Annotated in this window: 27 protein-coding genes and 1 riboswitch; of the genes, 6 read left to right on the top strand and 21 right to left on the bottom strand. The window is 46.0% G+C overall.

The window, feature by feature from the left end:
- Window positions 1-478: 478 nt before the first annotated feature.
- A complete protein-coding gene (locus L2755_RS14665) occupies window positions 479-823 on the top strand; it encodes an energy transducer TonB (protein ID WP_428847801.1) in 345 nt (114 codons plus the stop codon).
- Window positions 824-933: 110 nt separating this feature from the next.
- Here L2755_RS14665 and yidZ read toward each other — a convergent pair whose 3' ends face one another.
- Both yidZ and L2755_RS14675 read right to left on the bottom strand, forming a co-directional pair.
- Window positions 934-1,887: an HTH-type transcriptional regulator YidZ gene (gene yidZ, locus L2755_RS14670; RefSeq protein WP_248981434.1), complete on the bottom strand. Its 954-nt coding sequence runs from the start codon at window positions 1,885-1,887 to the stop codon at window positions 934-936.
- Entirely contained in the window at window positions 1,862-3,076 is a 1,215-nt protein-coding gene (locus tag L2755_RS14675; RefSeq protein WP_248981435.1) for an MFS transporter, read from the bottom strand. Before L2755_RS14675 ends, yidZ begins: the two co-directional genes overlap by 26 nt.
- A 165-nt stretch (window positions 3,077-3,241) precedes the next feature.
- Window positions 3,242-3,341: riboswitch (purine riboswitch) on the top strand.
- Between the two features lie 25 nt (window positions 3,342-3,366).
- Here L2755_RS14675 and add point away from each other — a divergent pair.
- The 4 genes from add (at window position 3,367) to L2755_RS14695 (ending at window position 5,912) form a co-directional block, all read left to right on the top strand.
- Window positions 3,367-4,362: an adenosine deaminase gene (gene add, locus L2755_RS14680; RefSeq protein WP_248981436.1), complete on the top strand. Its 996-nt coding sequence runs from the start codon at window positions 3,367-3,369 to the stop codon at window positions 4,360-4,362.
- A gap of 101 nt (window positions 4,363-4,463) precedes the next feature.
- Window positions 4,464-4,877 (top strand): VOC family protein, encoded by a 414-nt coding sequence (locus L2755_RS14685; RefSeq protein ID WP_248981437.1) that lies wholly within the window; start codon window positions 4,464-4,466, stop codon window positions 4,875-4,877.
- Between the two features lie 309 nt (window positions 4,878-5,186).
- Window positions 5,187-5,540, top strand: coding sequence for a hypothetical protein (locus L2755_RS14690; RefSeq protein ID WP_248981438.1), 354 nt, complete (start codon window positions 5,187-5,189; stop codon window positions 5,538-5,540).
- Window positions 5,541-5,594: 54 nt separating this feature from the next.
- Window positions 5,595-5,912, top strand: coding sequence for a hypothetical protein (locus L2755_RS14695; protein WP_248981439.1), 318 nt, complete (start codon window positions 5,595-5,597; stop codon window positions 5,910-5,912).
- A gap of 111 nt (window positions 5,913-6,023) precedes the next feature.
- On the opposite strand, the gene L2755_RS14700 is transcribed toward L2755_RS14695, so the two are convergent.
- From L2755_RS14700 to L2755_RS14750, 11 genes are all read right to left on the bottom strand, one after another.
- Window positions 6,024-6,314, bottom strand: coding sequence for a hypothetical protein (locus L2755_RS14700; protein WP_248981440.1), 291 nt, complete (start codon window positions 6,312-6,314; stop codon window positions 6,024-6,026).
- A 50-nt stretch (window positions 6,315-6,364) separates the two neighbouring features.
- A complete protein-coding gene (locus L2755_RS14705) occupies window positions 6,365-6,799 on the bottom strand; it encodes a hypothetical protein (protein WP_248981441.1) in 435 nt (144 codons plus the stop codon).
- A gap of 2 nt (window positions 6,800-6,801) precedes the next feature.
- Window positions 6,802-7,791 (bottom strand): flagellar motor protein MotB, encoded by a 990-nt coding sequence (locus L2755_RS14710; protein ID WP_248981442.1) that lies wholly within the window; start codon window positions 7,789-7,791, stop codon window positions 6,802-6,804.
- The gene (gene motA, locus L2755_RS14715) at window positions 7,791-8,648 is read right to left on the bottom strand and encodes a flagellar motor stator protein MotA (protein ID WP_248981443.1); all 858 of its coding nucleotides are present in this window, start codon (window positions 8,646-8,648) and stop codon (window positions 7,791-7,793) included. Before motA ends, L2755_RS14710 begins: the two co-directional genes overlap by 1 nt.
- Before the next feature lie 14 nt (window positions 8,649-8,662).
- Window positions 8,663-9,385 (bottom strand): RNA polymerase sigma factor FliA, encoded by a 723-nt coding sequence (locus L2755_RS14720; protein ID WP_248981444.1) that lies wholly within the window; start codon window positions 9,383-9,385, stop codon window positions 8,663-8,665.
- Window positions 9,386-9,397: 12 nt separating this feature from the next.
- Window positions 9,398-9,853, bottom strand: coding sequence for a flagellar basal body-associated FliL family protein (locus L2755_RS14725; protein ID WP_248981445.1), 456 nt, complete (start codon window positions 9,851-9,853; stop codon window positions 9,398-9,400).
- A 14-nt stretch (window positions 9,854-9,867) separates the two neighbouring features.
- Window positions 9,868-11,007 (bottom strand): flagellar hook-length control protein FliK, encoded by a 1,140-nt coding sequence (locus tag L2755_RS14730; protein ID WP_248981446.1) that lies wholly within the window; start codon window positions 11,005-11,007, stop codon window positions 9,868-9,870.
- Window positions 11,000-11,326, bottom strand: coding sequence for a flagellar protein FliT (gene fliT, locus L2755_RS14735; RefSeq protein ID WP_248981447.1), 327 nt, complete (start codon window positions 11,324-11,326; stop codon window positions 11,000-11,002). The genes L2755_RS14730 and fliT overlap by 8 nt, the downstream gene beginning before the upstream one ends.
- Window positions 11,295-11,675, bottom strand: coding sequence for a flagellar export chaperone FliS (fliS, locus tag L2755_RS14740; protein ID WP_202287461.1), 381 nt, complete (start codon window positions 11,673-11,675; stop codon window positions 11,295-11,297). The genes fliT and fliS overlap by 32 nt, the downstream gene beginning before the upstream one ends.
- Window positions 11,676-11,688: 13 nt before the next feature.
- Window positions 11,689-13,065, bottom strand: coding sequence for a flagellar filament capping protein FliD (gene fliD / locus L2755_RS14745; RefSeq protein WP_248981448.1), 1,377 nt, complete (start codon window positions 13,063-13,065; stop codon window positions 11,689-11,691).
- Window positions 13,066-13,354: 289 nt separating this feature from the next.
- Window positions 13,355-14,161, bottom strand: coding sequence for a flagellin N-terminal helical domain-containing protein (locus L2755_RS14750; protein ID WP_248981449.1), 807 nt, complete (start codon window positions 14,159-14,161; stop codon window positions 13,355-13,357).
- A 245-nt stretch (window positions 14,162-14,406) separates the two neighbouring features.
- Here L2755_RS14750 and fliB point away from each other — a divergent pair, with 245 nt between their 5' ends.
- The gene (gene fliB, locus L2755_RS14755; protein ID WP_248981450.1) at window positions 14,407-15,582 is read left to right on the top strand and encodes a flagellin lysine-N-methylase; all 1,176 of its coding nucleotides are present in this window, start codon (window positions 14,407-14,409) and stop codon (window positions 15,580-15,582) included.
- A 67-nt stretch (window positions 15,583-15,649) separates the two neighbouring features.
- On the opposite strand, the gene L2755_RS14760 is transcribed toward fliB, so the two are convergent.
- From L2755_RS14760 to flgG, 8 genes are read right to left on the bottom strand one after another with little or no spacing between them, the layout of a single operon-like run.
- On the bottom strand, window positions 15,650-16,666 hold the full coding sequence (locus L2755_RS14760; protein WP_248981451.1) for a hypothetical protein: 1,017 nt from the start codon (window positions 16,664-16,666) through the stop codon (window positions 15,650-15,652).
- Window positions 16,667-16,686: 20 nt separating this feature from the next.
- Window positions 16,687-17,604, bottom strand: a complete 918-nt coding sequence (gene flgL / locus L2755_RS14765) for a flagellar hook-associated protein FlgL (protein ID WP_248981452.1) — start codon at window positions 17,602-17,604, stop codon at window positions 16,687-16,689.
- A gap of 10 nt (window positions 17,605-17,614) precedes the next feature.
- Window positions 17,615-18,988, bottom strand: coding sequence for a flagellar hook-associated protein FlgK (flgK, locus tag L2755_RS14770; protein WP_248981453.1), 1,374 nt, complete (start codon window positions 18,986-18,988; stop codon window positions 17,615-17,617).
- A 47-nt stretch (window positions 18,989-19,035) separates the two neighbouring features.
- Window positions 19,036-19,449: a rod-binding protein gene (locus L2755_RS14775; protein WP_248981454.1), complete on the bottom strand. Its 414-nt coding sequence runs from the start codon at window positions 19,447-19,449 to the stop codon at window positions 19,036-19,038.
- The gene (locus L2755_RS14780) at window positions 19,449-20,585 is read right to left on the bottom strand and encodes a flagellar basal body P-ring protein FlgI (protein ID WP_248981455.1); all 1,137 of its coding nucleotides are present in this window, start codon (window positions 20,583-20,585) and stop codon (window positions 19,449-19,451) included. Before L2755_RS14780 ends, L2755_RS14775 begins: the two co-directional genes overlap by 1 nt.
- 37 nt (window positions 20,586-20,622) lie before the next feature.
- Window positions 20,623-21,081: a flagellar basal body L-ring protein FlgH gene (locus tag L2755_RS14785; RefSeq protein ID WP_248981456.1), complete on the bottom strand. Its 459-nt coding sequence runs from the start codon at window positions 21,079-21,081 to the stop codon at window positions 20,623-20,625.
- A 37-nt stretch (window positions 21,082-21,118) separates the two neighbouring features.
- Window positions 21,119-21,793 carry a flagellar basal body L-ring protein FlgH gene (flgH, locus tag L2755_RS14790; RefSeq protein ID WP_248981457.1) on the bottom strand — a complete coding sequence of 225 codons (675 nt, stop codon included), beginning with the start codon at window positions 21,791-21,793 and terminating at the stop codon, window positions 21,119-21,121.
- A 48-nt stretch (window positions 21,794-21,841) separates the two neighbouring features.
- A complete protein-coding gene (gene flgG / locus L2755_RS14795) occupies window positions 21,842-22,627 on the bottom strand; it encodes a flagellar basal-body rod protein FlgG (RefSeq protein ID WP_248981458.1) in 786 nt (261 codons plus the stop codon).
- Window positions 22,628-22,630 lie beyond the last annotated feature (3 nt).

Raw genomic sequence — 22,630 nt, forward strand, 5'->3', positions numbered from 1 at the left:
TTACAATCAAGTCAGGCCACATCAGTATAACGGTGGTTTGACACCAGTTGAGTCTGAACGGTTATTTCAGGAAGACTCTAAGTCCGTGGCCAAAATTAGTTGACCACTTCAGTTAACTCAAGTCTACCTTTATCTGCAGCCCATAGATTTTCGTAAATCATTTCGGGGCATATCGGTCACTATTGAGTGCAAATAATGTGCCCATAGCCTGTTTCCCGTGCACCTATGTGCAGCAGTCCCTCTCCTATAAGAATGTGTCGATGTTTGTTGTTGGATGTCTGTAACATATTTACAACAATAGTTCTAAAGTGCTAGTCTGAGTGCATTAATTGAGCCGCTATTGCACAAGTTTTTAGTTATTTAAACAATGGAATGTAGATGAAATACTTATTAATCGTAATCTCAATTTTTTTAATATCAACAGACAGATAGTGCAGCAAAATCACGATCTGTTTATGCTGATATTTTACTCACTGATATTGAGCCCAAAAGTGATTTTTTATGGCAGAGTACAAACAGGACGCCTCCTCAATACCCAATGGAAATGGCTCGCACAAGTCTTGCAGGATGTGCCATTTTATCCTTTAATATTTCTGATTCAGGTACTACTGAAAATGTGCAAGTTATCAAGTCTGTCCCGAACAAGGATCTTGGTAAGCATTCACGCTACATGGTAAAGAAGTGGCGCTGGGATGCTGCTAATAATGACAGTAATCCAGCTTCAGAAAAGCGTACTCTCAGAATGGATTATTGTATCGGCGGAGAGTCTGCCGAAGAGTCTCTACAGTTATGTAAACAGCAAACACAGCTAGCATGTGGTTAATTAATCGCAGCGGCGAATAAAAATGACCAGGTTATAGTTGCTGTGTAAGGGCAACTATAATTCCAATCTGATAATACAAATACACCAGCATATGAACTGAAGCTGCAGTGCTATGAACAATAGAGGCTTTTTATTGTGTCTCTGAGCCACTTAATTTTGGGGTTATGTCCGTTGCGTTTGTGCCATAGCATGGTGAAGGGGGTGAGTAGCTTGTCGAGATACTCCTTATCCAAAGGGATAGGTAAACTGACTAAATCAAAGCGCATGTGCTGTACATATTGTTGGCAGTATTTAGGCGCCGTTGTGAACATATCATGCCCCGGTTGAGCGGCCATAAACAGCGATTGCTCAAAGCTGTTCATTGTCAGCGCGACGTTACGCGTAAGCCCCATCTCCATTAACACTTCGTCGAGTGCCCAGGTTTCACTCTTTTCCCAAACAATATTGATATGGGCGTATTTGAGGAATGTCTCTATGTTCCACTCCTCTTGCAACGCAGGATGGTCTTTATGCAAGTACACCATGGGCAGATCGGTGAACAGCACCTCAAAGTCAATAAAGTAGGGCAGTAAGTCCAGTAACTCTTTTGAGCGTGGGTGGCTCTCTCTACCGGAAAAACCGATATCAGCATTGCCGCAAATAATCGACTCTAGCGAATCATAATCCCACGTCTGCACTTTCACTTTTGCATCAGGATATTTCTGATAGATTGACTGAGTTAATTGATTAAACATGATGAGTAGCAAAGGTGATTCCATTGCCAAATTAAAATGCACTCCATTGGGCACTTCATCGCCACGTTTTTCTAAGATCTGGCTGCCCATTTGTAGCCACTCGGCAAGATCTTCCTCGATGCTTTGCGCTAGAGGGGTGGGCCTCAAGCCTTGAGGTGTTTTCACAAACAGAGGGTCGTCAAACCAATCTCTAAGCTTTTTGAGCGCCTTACTTACCGTTGAGGGGGTAACATTTAGCTTCTTAGCGGTTCTAGATACATTCTGTTCTTTGAGTAAAATTTGTAGCGTGAACAACAAATTAAGATCAAGTCGTGCTAACGATTTCTTCATTGGAACCACTATGAATGGGAGACCCCAATAATAGTATTAGAGTGAGGCTAATAAGGCTACCTAGTAGCAATATTATCAGCAACATATTTAGCGCGCTCACTCCCAGCAGCCCCATAAGCCATATATACAAGCCTGAACTGCATACTTGAGCAATGCCGAGTAAAGAGCTCGCCACTCCCGCTCGCAGAGAGAATGGGCTAAGCGCTTGGCTCATTGCAACACCAAAACCAATGGCGAATCCGCTGCATACCAGCGCAAACCCCACTAAGTACAGGGTGTCATTTTCAAAGCCGTAATAAGAGGCGCCTAAAAGGAGTGCGGCTGTTATCAATACGCATTGTGAGATAAGCATTAGCGAGCTTTGCTTTACCCAAGATAACGCGAGTGGCGCAATAAATGACGAGAGCATGCTAACCAAAGCGGTTAACGCCATCACCGAAGAGTATTCGCCGCGATCAAAGCCCATCATTCCCATGAGCAGCATGGGTGAGACGTTAACATAAGTCAGAATGGTAGTGACGCCCAAGGCGGTGATGATCAACCGACTCATGAAGTAACGCTCGAGAAAAATCTCTGTATTAGCGGGCTTGGTTGCCGTGAGGCTTATGTTGGTGTCGATTTGCTGCTCGGGCGCCTTATTCGGCTTGGTTTCTTTTAAAATAAATATAGACAGCGCACACACTGAAATCCCGATGGCTGCCATGGTGGTGAACAAACTAGGCCAAGGGTATTTAAGCATAATCAAGTGGCCAATGACTGGCGCAATCACCGGAATAATACAGGTAATGCCGTTCAGCATCGACAGTACTTTGGCGCGGCGCTGGTCGTCTAAGGTGTCGCGTAAAATGGCAAATGCCACTACATAGCAGGAGCCTGCGCCAATGCCTTGTGCAAATCGTGCCATTAAAAATGTTTCAGTGTTGTCGGCAGAGCCGCAAACTATTGAGGCGATGACAAAAATAGCGGCACCAAAAATGGCGACCGGTCTGCGGCCTATTGCATCTGCAAATCGTCCGGCAAATAGCATAGTGGTTGCCATACCTGCTAGGTAGATTGAAAAGGCGATGTGCAGTTGCGATTCGCTGGCACCGAGGTCTTGTGCTATTTTTGGTAGACCAACAAGGTAGAGATCTATCGCGGTAGGGTAGAGGAGCACAAGCGCAAAACTGCAAAGAAGATATCGAAACATAAGTACCTCGTATAATTAATAAAACGATCATAGGCTTCGAATCATCAATGCACGAGTTGCGGTTATGACAACAGGTATTTCCTATTACGACATACGGTTGATCCATAACGTATTTTATTTGGGCTGAACTTTAAGTGGCTTGTAGTTATATGGCTAACAATGTTAAATTCCAACCGCTTATTACTTCGTATAATCCCAATGATATGGTTTGGGAGTTTCTACCAAGAGCCTTAAATTCTTGATTATGAGGTCTGTGACTTTAATTTATTATTCAATAAAGGTAGAGACCTATGAATTATTTAGACTTGCCCAAGATCGATCTACATTGCCATTTAGATGGTAGCGTTCGTCCGCAAAGCGTTATTGATATTGCGCAGCAGCACAACTTGCCATTACCCAGCAATGATCTTAATGAGATCCAATCATTAATGGTCGCCCCTGATACTTGCCAAAATCTTGATGAATACCTGACTCGATTTGAGTTGCCACTGTCTGTGATGCAAACCGCTAGCGGTATTGAACGGATCGCATTTGAAGTGTTTGAAGATGCAGCCAAAGAGAACGTCAAGTATCTTGAGGTGCGTTTTGCGCCGTTACTGCATCTGCAGAGTGGGCTAACTCTGCAGCAAGTGATTGGCAGTGCAGTTAAAGGGATGAAAAGAGCTGAGTCGCAATACGACATCAAAGGTAATTTCATTCTGTCGATTATCCGTAATATGCCTAAAGATAGGGTTAACGAAGTTATCGATGCGGGCGCACATTTTATCAATGACGGTGTGGTGGCATTTGATCTTGCGGGTAGTGAATTGCCTGGATTCTGCGCAGGATTCATCCCACACGCGCAATATGCAGTTGAGAAGGGTTATCGAGTCACCATCCATGCTGGTGAGCAGGGCGTGGGTCAAAACGTGCACGATGCTATCACCATGCTTGGCGCCGAACGTATTGGCCATGGCATCGATATTAAGACCCATCAACAAGCTTATGATTTAACAAAGAGTAAATCAGTTGCGCTGGAAAGCTGTCCAACCAGCAATGTGCAAACTAAAGCTGTCGACAGCTTGAGTGAGCACCCTTTCAACGAGTTTTATAAAGATGGTGTGTTTATCACAATCAATACCGACAACCGTACGGTATCGAATACCACCATGACTGATGAAGTCCGTAAAGTGATGCAAGAGTTCAAGCTAAGCCGTAAAGAGTATTTTGAAATCTACAAGGTTAGTGTTGAGCATTCATTTGCTTCAGCGGCGGTAAAGCAACAGCTATTAACCTTGGCAGAGTAGTACCTAGCGTTTATTCTCATCCCTACACGACTCAGAGCAGATGCTCTGGGTCGCGCTCAACCCTCCTAACAATCCAGCTTTTAATCGGGAGCCAAAATGATATGAGTAAAGCCATCGAACAGAAAATAGGTAGCGTTGCCCTAGTGGTGGAAAACTATGACGATGCCATCGCGTTTTATACTAAAAAGCTACAGTTTGAACTGATTGAAGACCTTGATTTAGGCGGCGGTAAACGTTGGGTGTTGATCTCACCGCCCAACTCTACAGGAACCAACCTGCTACTAGCACAAGCGAGCAATGACCAGCAAAAATCGGCGATAGGTAACCAAACCGGTGGGCGAGTCTTTTTGTTCCTACACACCAATGACTTTTGGCGTGACTATGAGCAGATGCAGGCTAATGGTATCGAGTTTACAGAAGCGCCAAGGTCGGAAGAGTATGGCATGGTGGTAGTATTTAAAGATCTTTATGGAACTAGGTGGGACTTATTACAATTGAATAAAACCACTGCGTAGCTAGGGTTAGCGGTAATGTCATTTATTGCTAAATGGACGTTGATGTTACTCATTATTAGCGTCCCATCGTTCATCAATTGATGATGAGTGAGTTAGCAAAAAGGTCGATATAGTTGCTGTTTACAATATGTAAAATGAATCATTTTCGGATGCTTTTCACCATAAATAGATTGTGTTGCGAGCTAAGGTTGGGTAGGTTTTAAGCATGGGTGTGCAACGGCTAACCTGTAGTAGCACGAGTGTTAAATATATCGCAGCGACGGGAGAGTCGATGCAAAAATCATTAAAAAGGATAGTGAGGTAACAGGGATGGAATTATTACTCAAAGCGTTAACGGCACGTGGTCACGCTGCCACACTGAAAGACCGCAAGATAAAAGTAAAGCCAGCGGGTCTATCTAACAATATCTTCATTTCCTATGATATTTCGCTCAATCGATATGTTGTCAAAAGCCATGATCTCATCAATGGCAGTATGGGCGCATTGATACTGCTTAATGGCTTGTGGACCTATAAAACCTCTGACGTTTTTGTGGGCTCAATGTTCATCGCCATGGCTATGTTTGGGTTTTTACTCATTATTATGACCGAGCTAAAGATCAAATCTCTGCGTGAATACATGGATGGGTTTAATCTTGAGCATCAAGTAAAGCAATGTGGATAATAATATTAATTGCTTGAGACGTTAATGGAGTTTTACAATGAGAAGGAATGTAGATTGAATTATACCGACTGGTTGAAAACTGAGTATCCACAGTTTAAAAATAGCTCCACTGTTGAAACATTTCAATATATCGAACAGGCTAAAGCCGACACCAAGACGATCACTATATTGCTAGTGTTTTTCATGCCATTTGCTTTACTTTACCCAATGAATCATCTGCTTACATCTTATGGTTTCGCGCCTTTTGAAAGTGTTTTTTATTGGTGTATGTTTTTGGCGGTGACCTTTATAGGCAGTAAGCTTATGGATAAGCTTGAAAGTGAATTAATTAAAACAAGCTTGAGAAAGTTGCTCAAAAATAGCAAGTCATAACTGCTTTGCCTTTACTCCAAGCTGCACACAGTGTCGTTGCCCTGAGTGTCTCCCTTATCCTAATATAGTGTGCTCGAAATATTTATTTATATAAGTCGTTGTAGTAGCTGGCTAATAGAAGAAGAAAAAGAAATAGGCGATAAGCGCAAATGACATTAAAGCGCCGATAATAACCGGATAGATCTGGTAACTGTCCTCTGCGCGACGGGCTCGCCTAAAGCACAGGTTAACCAAAATGAGGTTGAAGAGTGCCACCATTATTGAGGTCATTGCGCCATAGCGGAAAGACATGTTTTTGAGCTCGACGATAAGATAGATCAAGATCACCCAGTCAAACAGAATAAGGTAAAGAAACAATTTTTGTAATAAGTCGGGTCGTTTTCGCTCATATGGCGCTGGCATCTTGATCTCCCTGTTCGTTACCGGGTACCTATAGTACCAATCTGTTTAATCTATGTTGTTCGACTTGAGGCAAGGATTTTATTGGTAATCATAGCGCGCTGATTTTCGTCCTCTTCTATCCACATAGCACCAATAAAAAGCAGTTTATTGCTGATATTCTGAATACGCATCACCTTGATGGCGTAATACGTACCGTCGAATTTAAGGTACAGTTTTTGGTTAAGTGTTAACTTGCTGATACTAATGATGCCAACGCCACCTAAGCCGATGTTTTTTATATTGGCAATGCCTATTTTAATCTTTACCCAGCAATAGTCATCGTATAGCGACAGGGTCACACCATCGCAGGCAAGTTGAATATCTTGCTGCTCATCTTGCCTTAGACTCACCCTTATATGCTCTCGGCTGTCTGCGTGGCTATGCTGAGGTATTGACGCTTTATCTGCAGGGATAAATTCGCCAGGATTAACGATTGGCTTGTCCATAATTAGGGGTATCTCGTTCGCGGTTGATTGGCCTCAGCAAGTTGCTTTGCTTCTATAACGTTCTCTTTTGGAGTTTGCTTCTCCTGAGTGAGGCCCATCATTTGGCGCAGTTGATTTTCAGCATCCGATGTCATGACTAGTACCTCGATACGGCGGTTCGCGGCTGCGGCGGGGTCATCAACATAGGGTGCTTGGTCTGCCATGCCAGTAATTTGAACCACTTGGTGACGTTTAAGCCCGCCGTATTCAAGTACTCTTCGGGCTAACAGGGCGCGTTTGCTGGACAGTTCCCAGTTAGTAAATATTTTACCCGCATAGGGCGTTGAGTCCGTGTGGCCAGAAATAGTAATTTTGTTTTCAACTTTGCTCAATAAGGGGCCGAGTGCCATGAGCAGATCTTCAAAGTAGGGTTTCATATTGGCGCTGCCGCGGGTGAACATAAACTGATGCACATTGTCATGCATTAATATACGTACACCTTGGGGAACGACTTGTAGCTCAACGTTGGCTCCCATGCTGACATCTTTGATCACCTTATCGATCTCTCTGGCGAGAAACTCCAGTTGTGCTTGGGTTTCAAACTTACCAGGTACTAGCGAGTTCATTTCTGGTCCTCTACCGGCCTTGGCGTTATCGGTACCTTCTGGGATACGATTATGCATTGCTGGACCACTGCGTTCGACACCTGTAGAGGCGGCTGGCAATACCGCTTGTTGAATGGCGAGGTTACCTTGAAAATCAAGCACCGAGGGTGCGCCACTTAAGCCAAATGGATTGATTGACCCGTTAGCGGATAAGTCGCCATTGAGGTACTGGACTATCATCGTCCGCTCCTGCTGATCTGCGATTTGCATTATCCATAGCACCATAAATAGGGCCATCATAGCCAAGGTAAAGTCGGCAAATGCTACTTTCCACGCGCCTCCATGAGCTGCTTTAGCTTTGGTGCGCCGTTTACGTCGAATAACGATAGGCTCTGGTCTAATCGTCATTAGTTTTTCTGCTCCACCATCCAGCGTTCAAGCTCTATAAAGGTCGGGCGGTTTTCACTTTGGATCTGTTTACGACCGGCATCAATCGCCAACATCGGCGGTTTACCTTTAGCAAATGCTGCCAAGACTGCTGCAACACAACGCATCTGTGCCGATTTACGCTCGGTTAAATGCTCAAGTGCTTTCGAGAGAGGATCAAATATGCAGTAGCAGGCAAAGATGCCGATAAAGGTCCCCACAAGTGCTGCGGCAACTTTGACACCAATCATAGTGATGGGGCCATCGATATTCGACATGGTAATAATAATACCCATCACGGCCGCCAAAATGCCGAAGCCCGGCATCGCCTCTGCGACCTTATTAAGGGCGTATGAGGGGCGCATTCTGTCTTCATCGATGCGGTGGATCTCTTCATCTAGCATGTGTTCTAAATCATGAGCCGAGAGCTTGCCAATAGACTGTAGTCTTAGATTGTCGATAAGAAAGTTGAGCACATTCGGGTGTTCAAGTACTACTGGATACATGAGGAAAAGTGAGCTTTCGTTCGGTTTTTCAATATGATCATCGAGTACTCGTAGCCCTTGAGATTGAATCTGAGCCATCAACATATTTAATAAGCCAAACAGTTGTGGGTAGAGTTCAGGATCCTCTTGGTCGACCTTGATCAGCTCTTTGAGTTGCTCAAACATATCAATGAGTACGGGCTTGGGATTCGCGATAACCAGTGCGCCAATGCCGGCACCAGAAATGATCAGGATTTCGGCGGGCTGCCATAGGGAGATCAAGGTTCCGCCTGCCCAAACATACCCACCAAATACCGACAAGAGGATGACGACTAGCCCTAACAGTTTGCTCATACTATCTCACCTGTTTACCGTTCCCATTGCTGATAGATGGTTCGAAGTTGCTTCACTGCTTGCTTATGCAGTTGGCAAATACGCGTTTCTGTCAGCCCTAAGGTAGCGGCAATTTCTTTTAAATTGAGTTCATGTTGATAGTAAAGCGACAGGATCAGCTGTTCTCTTTTGTTTAATTTTGAAATTGCTTGTAATAAACACTCTTTTGCTGAAAATTGCTCCAAAACATCATTTTTATCGACAAAATGTCCACCTGCACTCACTAATTCATCTAGGCTGCGCATAGATTCTGACTGTGAAGCAAATAATCGTTCACGATAGGCAGTTTCACTTAAGCCCATCGCTTCGGCGACCTCTTTATCTGTTGGTGGGCGTGCCAATAGTCGAGTGAGCTTTCTGACGGTGTCATTCAGTTCGTGGGCTTGTTGCCTTACTGGACGTGGTCGCCAATCTTGACGCCGAAGCTCATCTAAAATGGCGCCGCGAATGCGCTGACCCGCAAAAGAGATAAAACCATTGTCGTACTCACCTGGATAGCGTCTAGCCGACTCCAGCAGCGCCATCATGCCAATCTGTTCCATATCTTCTTTGGCAAGCACGGAGCCGCAATGACTTCTCAATTTCGATACTGAGCGTTTCACCAAAGGGAGATATTGCATCATCACCTGGCTTTCCGATAGCCGATTAACTGCGCTATCGCTACTGGCTTCTTCGTAGGCTGATTGAGCTGTATTCATAGCATATGGCCTTTATTGAATAACCATACGAGTAAACAGCACATCGTCTAATTCGATGTCGAAGTTATTTTCAGCGAGCACCAGTGATAGCAGCACATGCGCCTCTTTTTGCAACGGCTCAAACTGCTGCGCATTTTTGAGTTCATTGAAGTGTTTCTTTGAAAACATCTTCATTAACGAGTTTCTAATCACAGGATCGGCTGCTTTAATGGTCCTAGCCACATTACTTGATCGGCTTTTAAACGCCATTTCCAGCAGTAGGTAGTGCGGATATTCTTCACCGGTAATTGAGATGACAAATTTGTCCAATGGGTAGAATTGTGCCAGTTTAACTTCGGGTTCTTGAGTTAAAAAAGGCCCGCCGATGAGTGTCGGAGATTGCCAGCCAGCCCAAAATATGGCTGCTGTCCAGGCTGTGATAAAGATTGAAAATTGGATCCGCTTAGCGGATTTTTTAATGAATGACATGGTGCGATCCTTAATTATGCGAGTAGATCAACGTGATCTTGTTGGGAAGTATCTGCTGTCATTGGCTGAGCACCTTGCAGGTTAGCGGCGGCGATGGTCGATTGGCTCCCCTGCTGTGTTTGTTCTTTTTGTGACTCACCTTGGCTGATATCGACGTCAATTTGGCCACCATGATCAGCAGCTAACTCGGCACGTAGTCTGTCGAGACCGGTTAATAGCGCGTCGCGCACCGATGCGTTGGCCGCATACATCTGGATATGTAATTTATCGCCATCTAAGCGCACATTGAGCTCTATTTTGCCAAGCTCCGGTGGGTCGAGTCTTAGTTCTGCTTGCTTGATCTGCTGGTCAATCTGAAAGCGCAGTTGTTCACGTAGTGGTGATAGCATCTCTTGAGCCTGCTGCAGCATAGGTGCAGCTTGAGAAACCGACACCGGCCCCCATTGTGCAACGGCGCTTTGAGCTCGAGTATTGGTATTGATGAGCTGATGCGCCGACTCAATGGTATCGATACTGGCGCTATCCACTTGTTTGGCTATCAATGCGGACGCTAACTGGCTCGCACTTAAGAATGGATTGATACTGTCAGGCTTAACGGCACTGCCATTGAATGCGGCTCCAGCGTTGGTATTGGCAAAGTTGCTTACCAGTGCTGCAGTATGAGTTTTGTCATGCGCGGCGGCTGTCGTTGAGTAGGTTAACGGTTGGCTGCTGGTTGCTGCGGCATGGACTGACGTTGGATTACTTCGTTGTTGTGTTAGCGGGTTGGCCGCCGAGGAAGTCGCGCTTGCAAAGTGCAAAGGCTTAGCACTATTGTCCAATCCGAGCTGGGTATTTAGGCTTGTAGACTCTATTGGGTTTGCGTGACTAAAAAGCTCGCCTGCTATGGGTGTTGCCTGCCTGGAAATAGTGCTGACCATTTGCGCTGAAGTGTCACCGATAACGGCTGAGTTTTGTGGCAATAGCTGTTGTGGATATACCGGCTGTTGTACCTGTTGCGGCACTATCAATGAGAACGGCAGCGAATCGGTCGTCGACGGTTGCTCTTGATCATGAGCATAAGCTTGGTCGATAGGCTCTTTAATATGGCTAACTCGTGCTGGATTAGCGGCCGCGGTGGTGGTTAATGCACTTGGTAAAATGGGACTAGTCATTGGTGACTCCAGCACTGGCACAGGTAAGTTGATAAGCTGCAAGACCGTCTTGTTGCTGCTCAAATTGAGCCATCTCCTGCTTGATCTTGCTCTGTGCTTGTTGTAATTGCTGCACAATTTGCTGATGGACTTGCGCCAATGACTGGCGCGCCTGCAGCTGTGCACGAGAGGCTGGCTTGCCCGCTTTTTTAAGGGCGCTGCACATCTTTTGATTCACCATCAGCAGTTTTTCCCAGTCTTCGGCATCGGCGTGAAACACCAATGCCCTTTCAAACTGCTGCCACTGCTCAATTGAGATTGGCCCAACCTGTTCTGACATCGGTTATCACCTTTGTTATGGGTTCAAGGGCGGTAACGCTATTTTCAACGCTTGCGGTGACCAATTGTCGGCTGCAGTAGTCGTAAAGGTGGTTGAGTCCAGCGGCAACCTGGCCGCCGTTTTCAATATCTAGCATAGAGTCAAGACCATGGACGATATTGAGGCACTTGTTGATACTCTGCCCCTTGTCTTCATAGCTCTTACGCTGCATAAAACCACTTGCACGTTGGATCTCCTCTAAAAGACCGTCGAGCAGCATCCGTACCATTTCATGTGGATTGGCGGCAGCGGCTCGGGCGTCTAATGAGGTTTGTTTGTAAGCATTAAAGGGATCGTGCTCATTCAACATTGGTTAGCATTCCTTAATAAAACAGCATGCTGGCTGAGTTAAGTTGGTTAATGGTGTTTTCCATTGCGGTGAACTGAGACAGGTATATTTGATACCTCTGCTTCATCTGATAGTCATGGCGAGACATGCTATCTTCAACGCTTTCAATTTGTTGATCTAGGTTGCTTTGCTTAAGATCGAGATAACCACTGGACTGAGTGAAAGGCTCGATAATGGTGTCGATTCTATCGATGAAACTGTTATCGGCGGTGAACATCTCTTTTAAGGCATCAGGATCATCTTTAAGCGCTTGAGTGAGCTTGTCTTCATCGATATCAAGCTCACCATTACGGTTCATCTCAATACCAATATCAGACAAACGCATACCGTTTGGAGCCGTTTGGAACACGCTGTTGCGCATGCTGGCTTGCAGCATTCTTAAGGTGGAGTCACCCTTGAGGGCACCGAGCTGATCTTCTGTGACGGAAGAGGGCTTATCATCTTCGTCATCGTCTTTATCTTTGTCGTCAGTGTCCTTATCGTTTTCTTTGGCCTCATCGACGACACTGCTACCCATAGAGCGGGTAAGCTGGTTAATTTGGCTCATCAGATCATTGAAAGAATCGACAAAATCCTTAACCGCGTCTTCACTGCTGCTGGTGTCTGATTCGATTTTTATGGTGCTGCTTTCGCCCGCTGAGTGTGTTTTGTTCAGCTCTATTGATACACCATCAATAACGTTACTTAAGTAGTTACTGCTACTGGTGATATCGATACCATTGAGCACTATCTCTGCGTCTTGCGCCGCTTTACGTTGACTCATGCCCCAATCAACACCATCCATCTCAACCTTGAGCGTGCTGTCTTTACCTGATTCTGAGGAGGTCATCATTAACTCGACACTGCCACCCGTTCTTACGAGTGAGGCTTGTACCCCAGGGTTATCAGGGTGTGAGTTAATGGCATCACGAAGATCATTCACCGTGCGGGTGCCGTCAGCATTTAGCACAGCCATATCGATCTCTATGGTGTCAGCGATATCGGGGCCGACTTGAATGGTTAATAAGCCAGTTGTCGGTAGTATTTCGGTTTCACTGGCAAAGCTTTTAGTCAGCTGATGGGCTTGAGCGAGTTGCTTGACGGTGAGATCATAGGTGCCTGTGGGTGCATCGCTATCGACTGTAATCGCGGCGTTATCATCGCTGATCGATGAGGTTTTACTTTCAAAGGCATCACCATTAATCTTTTCTAGATTACTGGTCATTTTATTGAGGCTACGCTCCAACAACTCATAGGCATCAATTTGGGTTTGATGCTTGGTTAAATTGGTTTTAAATAGCTGATCTTTACCCATACGCTCAGCTGAGATGAGTTGCTCAGCAAAGGATGCACCGTTCATACCTGAAATCATTTTACCCTCCTGTCGTGATACTTTTGCAATCTCCGCGCCAAACGTTAACTGCCTGTATTTATTGGGTTCTATTTCTATGTTTGTCTTTTTATTCGCTAGGGTTTTTCCGTATATGAGACGGGAAAGGAAGTATTGCTTCCGCTAGCCACTTTGCTCTGATTGGGTTTGTAGCTATATCCCTAATAAGGCGACCTTTTGCAGGCGATGCTGAAGTGGGCTAGTGGATATGTTGAAAAAAAAAGAGCCTAAAGGCTCTTTTTTGAAGATTGGCAAGGTAAGCGAGGGAGAATTAACCCAATAGACCCATAACCAAACCTGTATTTTGGTTGGCAGAAGAGAGGATGTTAGTCCCTGCTTGAACCAATAACTGATTCTTGGTCATGTTGGCTGATTCAACCGCGAAGTCAGCATCCATAATACGGCCAGCGGCAACTTTAGTGTTTTCAGTGACGTTAGCAAGGTTTGAACTTGTGTGGCCAAGGCGGTTGATGTTAGCACCCAGCGTTGAACGCTCTTTACCCACAGCATCGATGAAGGCATCAACAGTGGTGATAGCGCCTTTTGCTCCAGCACCGGTTGAAATATCATCCCCTACACCGGCAAGATTAGCTTTATCTACGGTGACTGTGAGTTGCTCAGTCGCACCAGCACCGATTTGGAACTCTACACCCGCAGTTAATGAGTCGAATAACTTATTACCTGAGTATTCAGTGTTATCAACAATACGATTAACTTCTTTTGTTAGCTCTGCGAATTCAGCGTTAAGTGCTGTTAAATCTGCAGCCGAGTTGACGCCGTTGGCTGCTTGAGTTGCAAGTTCTTTCTGGCGGTTGGCAATGGTCGTTAGCTCATCGAGCGCGCCATCAGCAGTTTGTAGCATAGATGTCGCATCGTTTACGTTACGGTTGGCCGTTTCCATGCCCACTACGTTGGCATTTAGACGGGTTGCGATCTGTAGACCAGCAGCATCGTCAGAAGCGCTGTTGATACGTAGACCAGTAGAAAGACGCTCCATAGCATTGCTAAGTAGGTCATTGTTTTTTGAAACAGAATTTTGGGCAACAAGTGAAGAATAATTAGTATGTACTGAAAGCATAGCGTTTTCCTTTAATAAGTCATTTAAGCACAGGGTCTTACTAGTGATAAAACGACTGCTAAAATCAAAACTGAAAAGACGCTATCAATTTAATTCCCTTAAATCATCTAAGTCACTGTATCTAGGTGGTTATTAAGTTGTTATTTATTTTAAATAAACACTGATTTACGCCTCTATTCGCTTTAGTAAACTGCCTTTTTGGTCGCTCTATATAGTCATATTGGGAGTAGAAGAAGATTACCAGAATGGAAAAATCGCTAATTAGACCTAGTTTTGTAACGCAATTTAGCTGCATTGGCGGTGAGTGTGAAGATAGCTGTTGCTATGGCTGGAATATCCATATTGATAAGCAGAGTTACAAAAAGACTTTAGCCCATGAAGATCTTAAGTCTTTGGCTCAAACAGCGTTGAGGAAAGTTAAAAAGAGTCAGCAACAATGGGCGCAAGTGGTACTCGACGCAAAAGGTGCCTGTGGATTTTTAGACGCTAACCAGCTTTGCCAAATTCACGCCAAAGCGGGTGAGGCCTTATTGAGTCACACCTGTAAAACCTATCCTAGAGTGTCGCACATGAAAGATGGCGACCGCTATGAAAGTCTATCGTTATCCTGCCCTGAAGCCGCGAGAACTATTCTGCTTAAGCCGGATGCATTTCAGTTTGAACGCATGAGCGTGAGCCATAATAAGGCATTTAAAGCGACCCCAATATGGGCTAAAAAAGCCCACGATTATACCATTCAGCTGTTGCTGAAACCTGCTCAGCCAATAGAGCATGGGCTTACGGCGGTCGGTATCTTAATGAAGACCACCGAGCGGGTAGCCAATGGTGAGCTGGAAAGCAGCGCGATTGATGACATGTTCCAACAGCTGGTTAATTTAAGTGATAATGGTCAACTTAAGCAGCACTTTGAGGGGTTTAATAAAGATACTGAAACTCAAAAAATGCAAGCTTTTACCTCGATCCAACTTTGGCTCAACACCAATAAGATTGGACGAGGGCGTAGTCGCTTTGAGCAGATCAACCAAGCCATTTGTGCGATGGCCGAAGATGATAACAAAATTACTATGGGTCGAATTAATCAGGCTTGGCAAGATGAGGCCTTACCCGCATTAGCTGCACATCAGGCGTTGTTTAGCCGCTATTTATTTTACTATTGCTACGACATGAACTTTCCACAAGTCGACAAGCTCACACCGTCCCAGGCCTTTCGTGTCATGCTATTGGATTTCTTTATGCTGCGTTGCTATTTAGCGGTAATGGCGGCACATAAAAAGGGGTTATCCGAGCACGATATTATTCTCTGTTTTCAGGTGTACCACACCAATCGCCAGCATAAAGCTAATTATAGTAACTATGTTTTGCAGCTTTTAGATAGAGGGCAGTTTGAAGATTTAGCGTCGATTCTCACTCTATTGTCTTAAGCTCGATACGCCTTGACCCGTTTAATGGGGCAGATCCTTGCCCCATATCTAACGGCCTGTATTAGCGTTAAGTGAGCAGTGCCGAGACTTGAGTTCGGCTGAGGTTAGCTTGTGCCATAAGTGAGGTCACCTGCAGACTAAAAGGCGAAGGTTGCATCAAGTTCTTGATTCTATTCAAGGTCAAATCGAGCTCCAGTGTGGTATCTTTTTGGCGATTGACCTGATGCAATTGCTGTTGAACGTGGCGCTGACTACTATCGAGCTCTAGTAATTGCGTGTCGATTTTTTGGCGTGTTTTAGTAATCTTAGCCACAGTTTGCTTAAGCTCAGCGGGGTTATTAAAGCACCATTCCCGTGGATCTTGCCAGCTTAACTCTTCGTTAACCTTAATGGTTCGTGCATCACCAGCGGGCAACCGCTGACCTTGGCCGGTCATCAATAATCCTGCTTGAATTTTTTGCCACTGTGACTTGTTACTTTTGAAGATAACTCGGCCATCTATGGATTTACCCACTTGGATATCAACGGGCTTGAGAGCACTACCGAGGCGTTGTAGCAACTCCGCTGGTTGAGCATTTGCCGGTAATAGTAGTCTTACTGTTTCACTGCCTATGTGCATATTCACCAGCTCGTCGCGGCTGTTTACCGCCGTTAAATCGACTGATTTTAAACTGAAGCTGTATTTAGCTAAGGGGCGTTGTACTGAAACAAGATTAAGCTGATGATCGACTAATTGCGTGCCTTGATAGCTAATATCGAAACCTGCCAGCTTTTGTTGAATTTGCTGAGCGAGGATCACGGAGTCGCTATTATTTGCGCTGATCGCTTGTTGGCTGTGGTTTTGCAATTGCTTTAGTAAGGTCTGCATTTGCTGTAATCCATGTTCAGCAACTTGTTGAGCGCTAATTTTATGCTGGCCTTGAGTGACTTTAGCCCACTTATTATAGCTTTCAAGTCGATGGCTAGGGATATGAGCAACATTGGCTTTTGTTTGCTTTTTAGCGGCTTGTTGCATACTCGTCGTTGGCGCAACCGTTTGGCTGCGCTGCTGAACTTGCAGTGAATCTGAAATCCCTTTGAGCATTGATTTCTCTTAGTTAGCGATTAAATATGATTAAACAATGACAGTTGCGATACTTGCACAAAAGTCTGCTGAGTGACCTTTAGAGTGGTGAGCTTCAAATTAAACTCCGCAGTGGCTTGGGCATAGTCCAACCCTTCAGTTTCACCGATCACCTCTTCGTTAAATAATACCCTTTCTTCATGGGCGGTTTGGATCAAACTCAAGGTATTTTGTTTACCACCAATATCGGTGATGGCAGAACTAATACTGGTTAGGGTGTCATCGAGGCTAGTGAGCATGTCGGTGGCGGTTTGGCTAAAGAGCGGGTCACCTGGTGCCAAGGTTGGATCTTCTAGCACGGCAATAAAGTCTTTAGTTTGGTTGAGAATATCTGCGCTACCGTTAGCAAAAATAAACTCAGCCGCGGTGCTGTTGGCTGTCATCCAAGATGATCCTGAGGTTTGCACTTCACGATGGTTAGTATCACCTTGATAGACGTAGTTACCGCTGGCATCTTTGGCTATGGGTGCAGTATCGGTCAAGTTGCCTGAAAATAGATAATTACCACCCTCGTCTTTGGCATTGACCGTATCGGCAAAGGCTTCTAATAATTCACTCATCTCCGCCGCATAAGCGGCTCTGTCTTCTGGTGACAAGCTGCCATTGTTGGCTGCAACCGATATTTCACGCATGCGGTTTTGCAGTTCGACCATGCTCGACATGTAAGTTTCTGCACGGCCAAAACTGGTTGAGAGCGATTCCGTGTTGTTGATGTACTGATTCGTGGCAGCCATATCTCGTTGGCTATTAATGACCTTCACTGAGCCGATGGGATCATCAGAGGGGCGCAAAATCGACTTACCAGAGGCCATCATCTGGTTCAATTTAGAGATATCGACAGTCGATTGCTGCAGGCTTTGTAAATTGTTGCTGTACAGATTAAGCATACTTACGCGCATACGAATGTCCTTAAATAGTGTTTAAGATGGTTTGAAATAACTGATCGGCGGTTGAAATAACCTTGGCATTGGCTTGGTAAGATTGCTGATAAATAATCAGGTTTACGCCCTCTTCATCCATGTTGACCCCGCTAGTGCTGGCCCATTGGCTCTGCGCTTCTAGTTGCAACTTTGCTGCTGTATCTTGGCTCATTTGTGCTTGACGAGAGGAGGACCCCAGCTGACCAATCTTACTGGCAAATGCATCCCCCATGGTGGTGCTGACACCCATTGAGGCAAAGGTGAAGCTTTTATCGGCGAGGCCAAGCAGATCTTTCAAATTACTGTTGTCTCCAGGGGTACCATCTTTACCAAAGGCCAGCATATCGGCAGTAAAGCCCGCGGTCATGCTTAAGCTGCCTGCGGGATTGATTGGATCATAGCTAAACAGATCTTGAGTCGGAGTGTTGCCCTGTAAATCAGTACCTCCGGCCAGTAGCGCATTAAACTCATCGGCCATAGTGACAGCGAGTTCATCGATGAAAGCCATGGAATCGACCAGGCTGTTATCACGGTAGTCGATAAGAGCGCCCAAATTGCCGCCAGCGGTTTCATCAAGGGGAAAACTGGATTGACCAAACTGAATACTAATCTGGCTAAATTGCGGGTTAGCCGGATCGGCCTTGACCATAATAGTGGAGGCTGTGGGGCCTGATAACAAAGGTTGGCCTTGAGCCAAGGATATATTGAGCATGCCGTTGCCATCGTCCACCACATTGACATCGACTATTTTAGACAGGTCATCAACCGCGGCATCGCGTGCATCAAGCAGCGCTAACGGTACATTACCGCTGGCATTGGATTTTTGAATGTCAGCATTAAAACGGGCGATGATTTGTAATTGGCTGTTAATCTCTTTTGCCGAAGCGCCGATTTGACCTTCGACCTGGGTGACTTGTGAGTTAAGCCCTTCACTGATGGAGTTAAAGCGTTGCGTAAGTGCTTTGGCTTCGTTGAGCACACCTTGACGATGGGCGACCTCGTTAGGTTGCTCCATTGCCGAGTTTAGTGAGGCAAACAGCAAGTCGAGCCCGGCTGAAATACTATTACCCTCGGAGCCGAAGATCTGCTCTACCTGGCCCAAATAGCTTGCTTGTGCTTTGGCAAAACTCAAGTTGCTGGTGCTGTTCCATAATTGCGCCACTTCGTACTGATCTGAAATACGCCGTACACCATCCACCATCACGCCTGAACCGCTACCATAAACACCGTTACCCACAGAGCTGAGCATGACTTGCTGACGAGAATATCCAGGCACCATCGCATTCGCGACATTGTTGGAAGTGGCGTTCAGGGCAGCCATGCTTGCGTTTAGTCCTGACATACCAATATTGAGCATGCTCATCTTAAATCCTTATCTGTAGTTAAATACGGGCTCATCAACAGCGTGACTTACTCAGGCAGCGGGTTCACAAAGGGCAATATCAAGGCTGGCTGCATGGCATGAGTATTCTGGTCGCTATTAGGTTGATTATTAGAGGCGACCGTTTCAGGTTCCGACTTAAGTCCGGCTGACAATTGTTTACTCATTACGTCAGCGAGTCCGGTACTTTGCAATTGGCTTAAGCGGCCCGCAAGCTCAGCATCGTGCCAGTCACGGTACATACCGTTATTTTGCGAAGACAGCGGACTGTCTTTATCTGCCATTACGTCTGACGCCGAGCGCATCTGCTTTAATACAGTTTGCAGAAACAGTGCTTCAAACTGTTGACTCACCAGTTTTAGCGCACCATGCTCGCCATTGGCTTTAATCAACTCGCCAGCGTCGAGTTGGTTCAGGTAACCGTGGTTATTATTTAATTCCATTAAATCACTACCAATTCTGCTTCAAGGGCGCCCGCTTCATTAAGGGCTTGTAAAATGACCATTAGATCCATCGGTGATGCGCCTAAGCTATTGATGGCGCGAACGATGTCATTGAGGGCGATACCTTCTGGCCAGACAAACATATGGCCATCGCCAGCATCGATATCAATTTTGCTATCGGAAACCACGACAGTTTCACCTTGTGCCTGGCCTAAATAGGCCCCGTTAGGCTGGCTGACAAACTCTTGCTCAACGATAGTCACGGTCAGGTTACCGTGACTGACCGCCGCTTTGCGCACCACGACGTCACCGCCCATAACCACAGTGCCAGTGCGGCTGTTAAAGACCACCCGTGGCGATTTGCGACCCTGTTCAATTTGCAGATCTTCGAGCATCGACATAAAAGTGACTCGCTCACGATTAGAGCTTGGGGCGCGGACGATAACTTTGGCGCTGCTATCGGCTGCGGCGACATTGGGGCCGAAAAGTGCATTAACGGCTCGTTCGATATTGCGGGCGGTTTTAAAGCTGGGGTCGATCAAATTTAATACGATATGATCTTCTTCATTAAAGTTGCTGTGCATTGACGCTTCGAGTAGTGCGCCATTGGGAATACTACCGACGGTGGGCACATTGATGGTGACGGAGGTGCCATTTCGCCCCTGGGCTGATACACCACCCACCACTAAGTTACCTTGGGCAACAGCGTAAATCTCACCATCAACGCCGCGCATTGGCGTCATCAACAGGGTGCCGCCGCGTAGGCTTTTGGCGTCACCGAGAGATGACACTGTGATGTCTAATTTTTGGCCAGGGCTTGCAAGAGGGGGAACCGTGGCATGTACGGCAACTGCGGCAACGTTTTTCAGCTTGGGAGCGATTTTGTCATCAATCTGCACGCCAAATTGCTTCAGCATGTTGACGATCGACTGGCTGGTAAAGCGCACTTGCGTGCGGTCACCGGTACCATCTAGCCCCACGATTAAACCGTAACCGACTAGCTGGTTATCACGGATCCCTTGTACATCAACAATGTCCATCAAATAGCGATGCTGGACTCGATCTTGTGCCTGGGTCGGCAGCAGAGGGGATAATCCCAAACACATGCTGAACATAAAAATGACTACTTTTTTCATTCACACAATCCTGAAATTAGAACACTTAAAGACATCATCACAACGGCAGCCAATGGCTATTAAAGTAACGCGAAGCACAGTCTGTCCGCTTGCTATCGGAGCAGCTGTTTTCATCGTTAAATATGATACGTGCATCGGTAATATGTTGCGACGAGACGGTGTTGTTATCGATAGCATCACAACGAACAATCCCCAATAAGCGACAGCATTGAGCAACTTGATTGAGACATGGCAATTTGTCACCACTGATGAAAAGACTCGCATTGGGTAGCACTTGAATGACGGTTACTGTGATTGAGTCTGAACCTTGATGGTGTTGAGTGATTAAGCGTTCTGCCTTGGCGGAATCGCTATCGCCAGTTTGGGTGCCGGATGTATTGCTCAGATAAACTCCGTCATCAAGCACGAGAGTAAGGCTCTGCCCTTTGCTAAATACAGCTTTATTTTTAACAAGCTTCAGCAAAATACTGCTAATAAATCTGACGACTTTGTTCATTCACACAATCCTGAAATTTGAACGCTGAAATACATCATTACAATGGGAACCAAGGGCTATTAAAGTAACGCGAGGCCCAGCCCATACGGTTACTGTCTGAAATGGCGCCTTGGCCGCCATAGATAATGCGAGCATCGGCGATACGTTGCGATGAAATGGTGTTGTCGTTACCGATATCGTCAGTACGAATAAGCCCAAGTAAACGCAAATATTCATCGCCTTGGTTGAGGCGTAACCATTTTTCACCGCGGATCAACAAGGCACCATTAGGCAACACTTTGGCTACCGTCACTGTGATGGAGCCAGTGAGCTGGTTTTGTTGTGTGCTTGAGCCCGTGCCGTTGAATGTGCGGCCCATGTTGGCTTCGCCGCTACCACTGACACTGGTGTTGTCGGTAGAGCCTTGGCCGTCAATGGACATGCCGCTGACTTTATTGGTCTTGGTGTCAGCCCGCTTACTGGAATAGGTTTTCTCATCGAGTGCAACGGTGAGAATATCTCCCTCTCTAAAAGCGCGTTTATCTTTAAATAGCGTCAGCATAAAACCAGGGCGATAGGCACTGCCGTTTTCTGCATCAGGAAGGCTGTAATCAATTTCTGGTGGTGCCCACTCAGGTTTACCTGGCGCAGTGTCAGGCTCCGGAATGTGGGCCATACAGCCAGACAGTAGCAGTATCAACGCTAAACTTAAGCCCATCCATGTTGATTGCATTATGGCTCCCTTTTCGAGTTCTATTACTGGGTCAATGATTAAGTGTAATTACAGCGCTTGGTTGAGGAACTTGAGCATATCGTCAGCGGCAGATACGACTTTGGCATTCATCTCGTAAGCTCGCTGAGTCGAGATCATCTCGACCATCTCCTCCACTACGTTGACGTTAGCGCCCTCTAGCGCACCTTGACGTAATTGGCCTAGCGCTTGGTCACCGGCAATGCCCTCTATTGCTGCGCCAGATGCGCCTGTTTCGCGATAGAGGTTATTACCGCGGGCTTCTAGCCCTGCTGGATTGGTAAAGTTAACCAGGGTGATCTGCCCCAACTCTTGTGCATCTGGCTGGCCAGCCATTTGTGCTGAGACGGTGCCATCGGTCGCGATAGTCACTGTGAGTGCATCTTCTGGGATCTCAATGTTAGGCACCATTGGTAAGCCTTGAGAAGTCACCATCAAGCCTTCGCTGTTACGGTAGAATTGGCCGTCACGGGAGAAGCTGATATCACCATTGGCTTCTTCAATTTGGAAAAAGCCTTGGCCTTCAATTGCGAGATCGAGTTGTTGACCCGTGTTAAGCATGTCACCGGTAGTGAATACTTTTTGGGTGCCGACCACCCGTGTGCCGGTACCGAGTTGTAAACCCGATGGCAGTTCGTTTTGTGCATCGACCTGGCCGCCAGGCTGGCGTTGCACTTGGTAAAACAAGTCATTAAAGGCAACACGATCACGTTTAAAACCAGTGGTGTTTACGTTTGCCAAGTTATTGGCAATGGTGGTCATTTTAGTATCTTGAGCGGTTAAGCCGGTTTTACTGACCCATAAGGCTGATTGCATTTT

The sequence above is a fragment of the Shewanella abyssi genome (genome assembly GCF_023284025.1).
GTDB classification, from domain to species: domain Bacteria; phylum Pseudomonadota; class Gammaproteobacteria; order Enterobacterales; family Shewanellaceae; genus Shewanella; species Shewanella abyssi.

Excerpts from the sequence above, each read along its gene's own strand:
- yidZ (WP_248981434.1), bottom strand. The coding sequence starts at position 1,887 with ATGAAGAAATCGTTAGCACGACTTGATCTTAATTTGTTGTTCACGCTA.
- L2755_RS14675 (WP_248981435.1), bottom strand. The coding sequence starts at position 3,076 with ATGTTTCGATATCTTCTTTGCAGTTTTGCGCTTGTGCTCCTCTACCCT.
- add (WP_248981436.1), top strand. The coding sequence starts at position 3,367 with ATGAATTATTTAGACTTGCCCAAGATCGATCTACATTGCCATTTAGAT.
- L2755_RS14685 (WP_248981437.1), top strand. The coding sequence starts at position 4,464 with ATGAGTAAAGCCATCGAACAGAAAATAGGTAGCGTTGCCCTAGTGGTG.
- L2755_RS14690 (WP_248981438.1), top strand. The coding sequence starts at position 5,187 with ATGGAATTATTACTCAAAGCGTTAACGGCACGTGGTCACGCTGCCACA.
- L2755_RS14700 (WP_248981440.1), bottom strand. The coding sequence starts at position 6,314 with ATGCCAGCGCCATATGAGCGAAAACGACCCGACTTATTACAAAAATTG.
- L2755_RS14705 (WP_248981441.1), bottom strand. The coding sequence starts at position 6,799 with ATGGACAAGCCAATCGTTAATCCTGGCGAATTTATCCCTGCAGATAAA.
- L2755_RS14710 (WP_248981442.1), bottom strand. The coding sequence starts at position 7,791 with ATGACGATTAGACCAGAGCCTATCGTTATTCGACGTAAACGGCGCACC.
- motA (WP_248981443.1), bottom strand. The coding sequence starts at position 8,648 with ATGAGCAAACTGTTAGGGCTAGTCGTCATCCTCTTGTCGGTATTTGGT.
- L2755_RS14720 (WP_248981444.1), bottom strand. The coding sequence starts at position 9,385 with ATGAATACAGCTCAATCAGCCTACGAAGAAGCCAGTAGCGATAGCGCA.
- L2755_RS14725 (WP_248981445.1), bottom strand. The coding sequence starts at position 9,853 with ATGTCATTCATTAAAAAATCCGCTAAGCGGATCCAATTTTCAATCTTT.
- L2755_RS14730 (WP_248981446.1), bottom strand. The coding sequence starts at position 11,007 with ATGACTAGTCCCATTTTACCAAGTGCATTAACCACCACCGCGGCCGCT.
- fliT (WP_248981447.1), bottom strand. The coding sequence starts at position 11,326 with ATGTCAGAACAGGTTGGGCCAATCTCAATTGAGCAGTGGCAGCAGTTT.
- fliS (WP_202287461.1), bottom strand. The coding sequence starts at position 11,675 with ATGTTGAATGAGCACGATCCCTTTAATGCTTACAAACAAACCTCATTA.
- fliD (WP_248981448.1), bottom strand. The coding sequence starts at position 13,065 with ATGATTTCAGGTATGAACGGTGCATCCTTTGCTGAGCAACTCATCTCA.
- L2755_RS14750 (WP_248981449.1), bottom strand. The coding sequence starts at position 14,161 with ATGCTTTCAGTACATACTAATTATTCTTCACTTGTTGCCCAAAATTCT.
- fliB (WP_248981450.1), top strand. The coding sequence starts at position 14,407 with ATGGAAAAATCGCTAATTAGACCTAGTTTTGTAACGCAATTTAGCTGC.
- L2755_RS14760 (WP_248981451.1), bottom strand. The coding sequence starts at position 16,666 with ATGCTCAAAGGGATTTCAGATTCACTGCAAGTTCAGCAGCGCAGCCAA.
- flgL (WP_248981452.1), bottom strand. The coding sequence starts at position 17,604 with ATGCGCGTAAGTATGCTTAATCTGTACAGCAACAATTTACAAAGCCTG.
- flgK (WP_248981453.1), bottom strand. The coding sequence starts at position 18,988 with ATGAGCATGCTCAATATTGGTATGTCAGGACTAAACGCAAGCATGGCT.
- L2755_RS14775 (WP_248981454.1), bottom strand. The coding sequence starts at position 19,449 with ATGGAATTAAATAATAACCACGGTTACCTGAACCAACTCGACGCTGGC.
- L2755_RS14780 (WP_248981455.1), bottom strand. The coding sequence starts at position 20,585 with ATGAAAAAAGTAGTCATTTTTATGTTCAGCATGTGTTTGGGATTATCC.
- L2755_RS14785 (WP_248981456.1), bottom strand. The coding sequence starts at position 21,081 with ATGAACAAAGTCGTCAGATTTATTAGCAGTATTTTGCTGAAGCTTGTT.
- flgH (WP_248981457.1), bottom strand. The coding sequence starts at position 21,793 with ATGCAATCAACATGGATGGGCTTAAGTTTAGCGTTGATACTGCTACTG.
- flgG (WP_248981458.1), bottom strand. The coding sequence starts at position 22,627 with ATGCAATCAGCCTTATGGGTCAGTAAAACCGGCTTAACCGCTCAAGAT.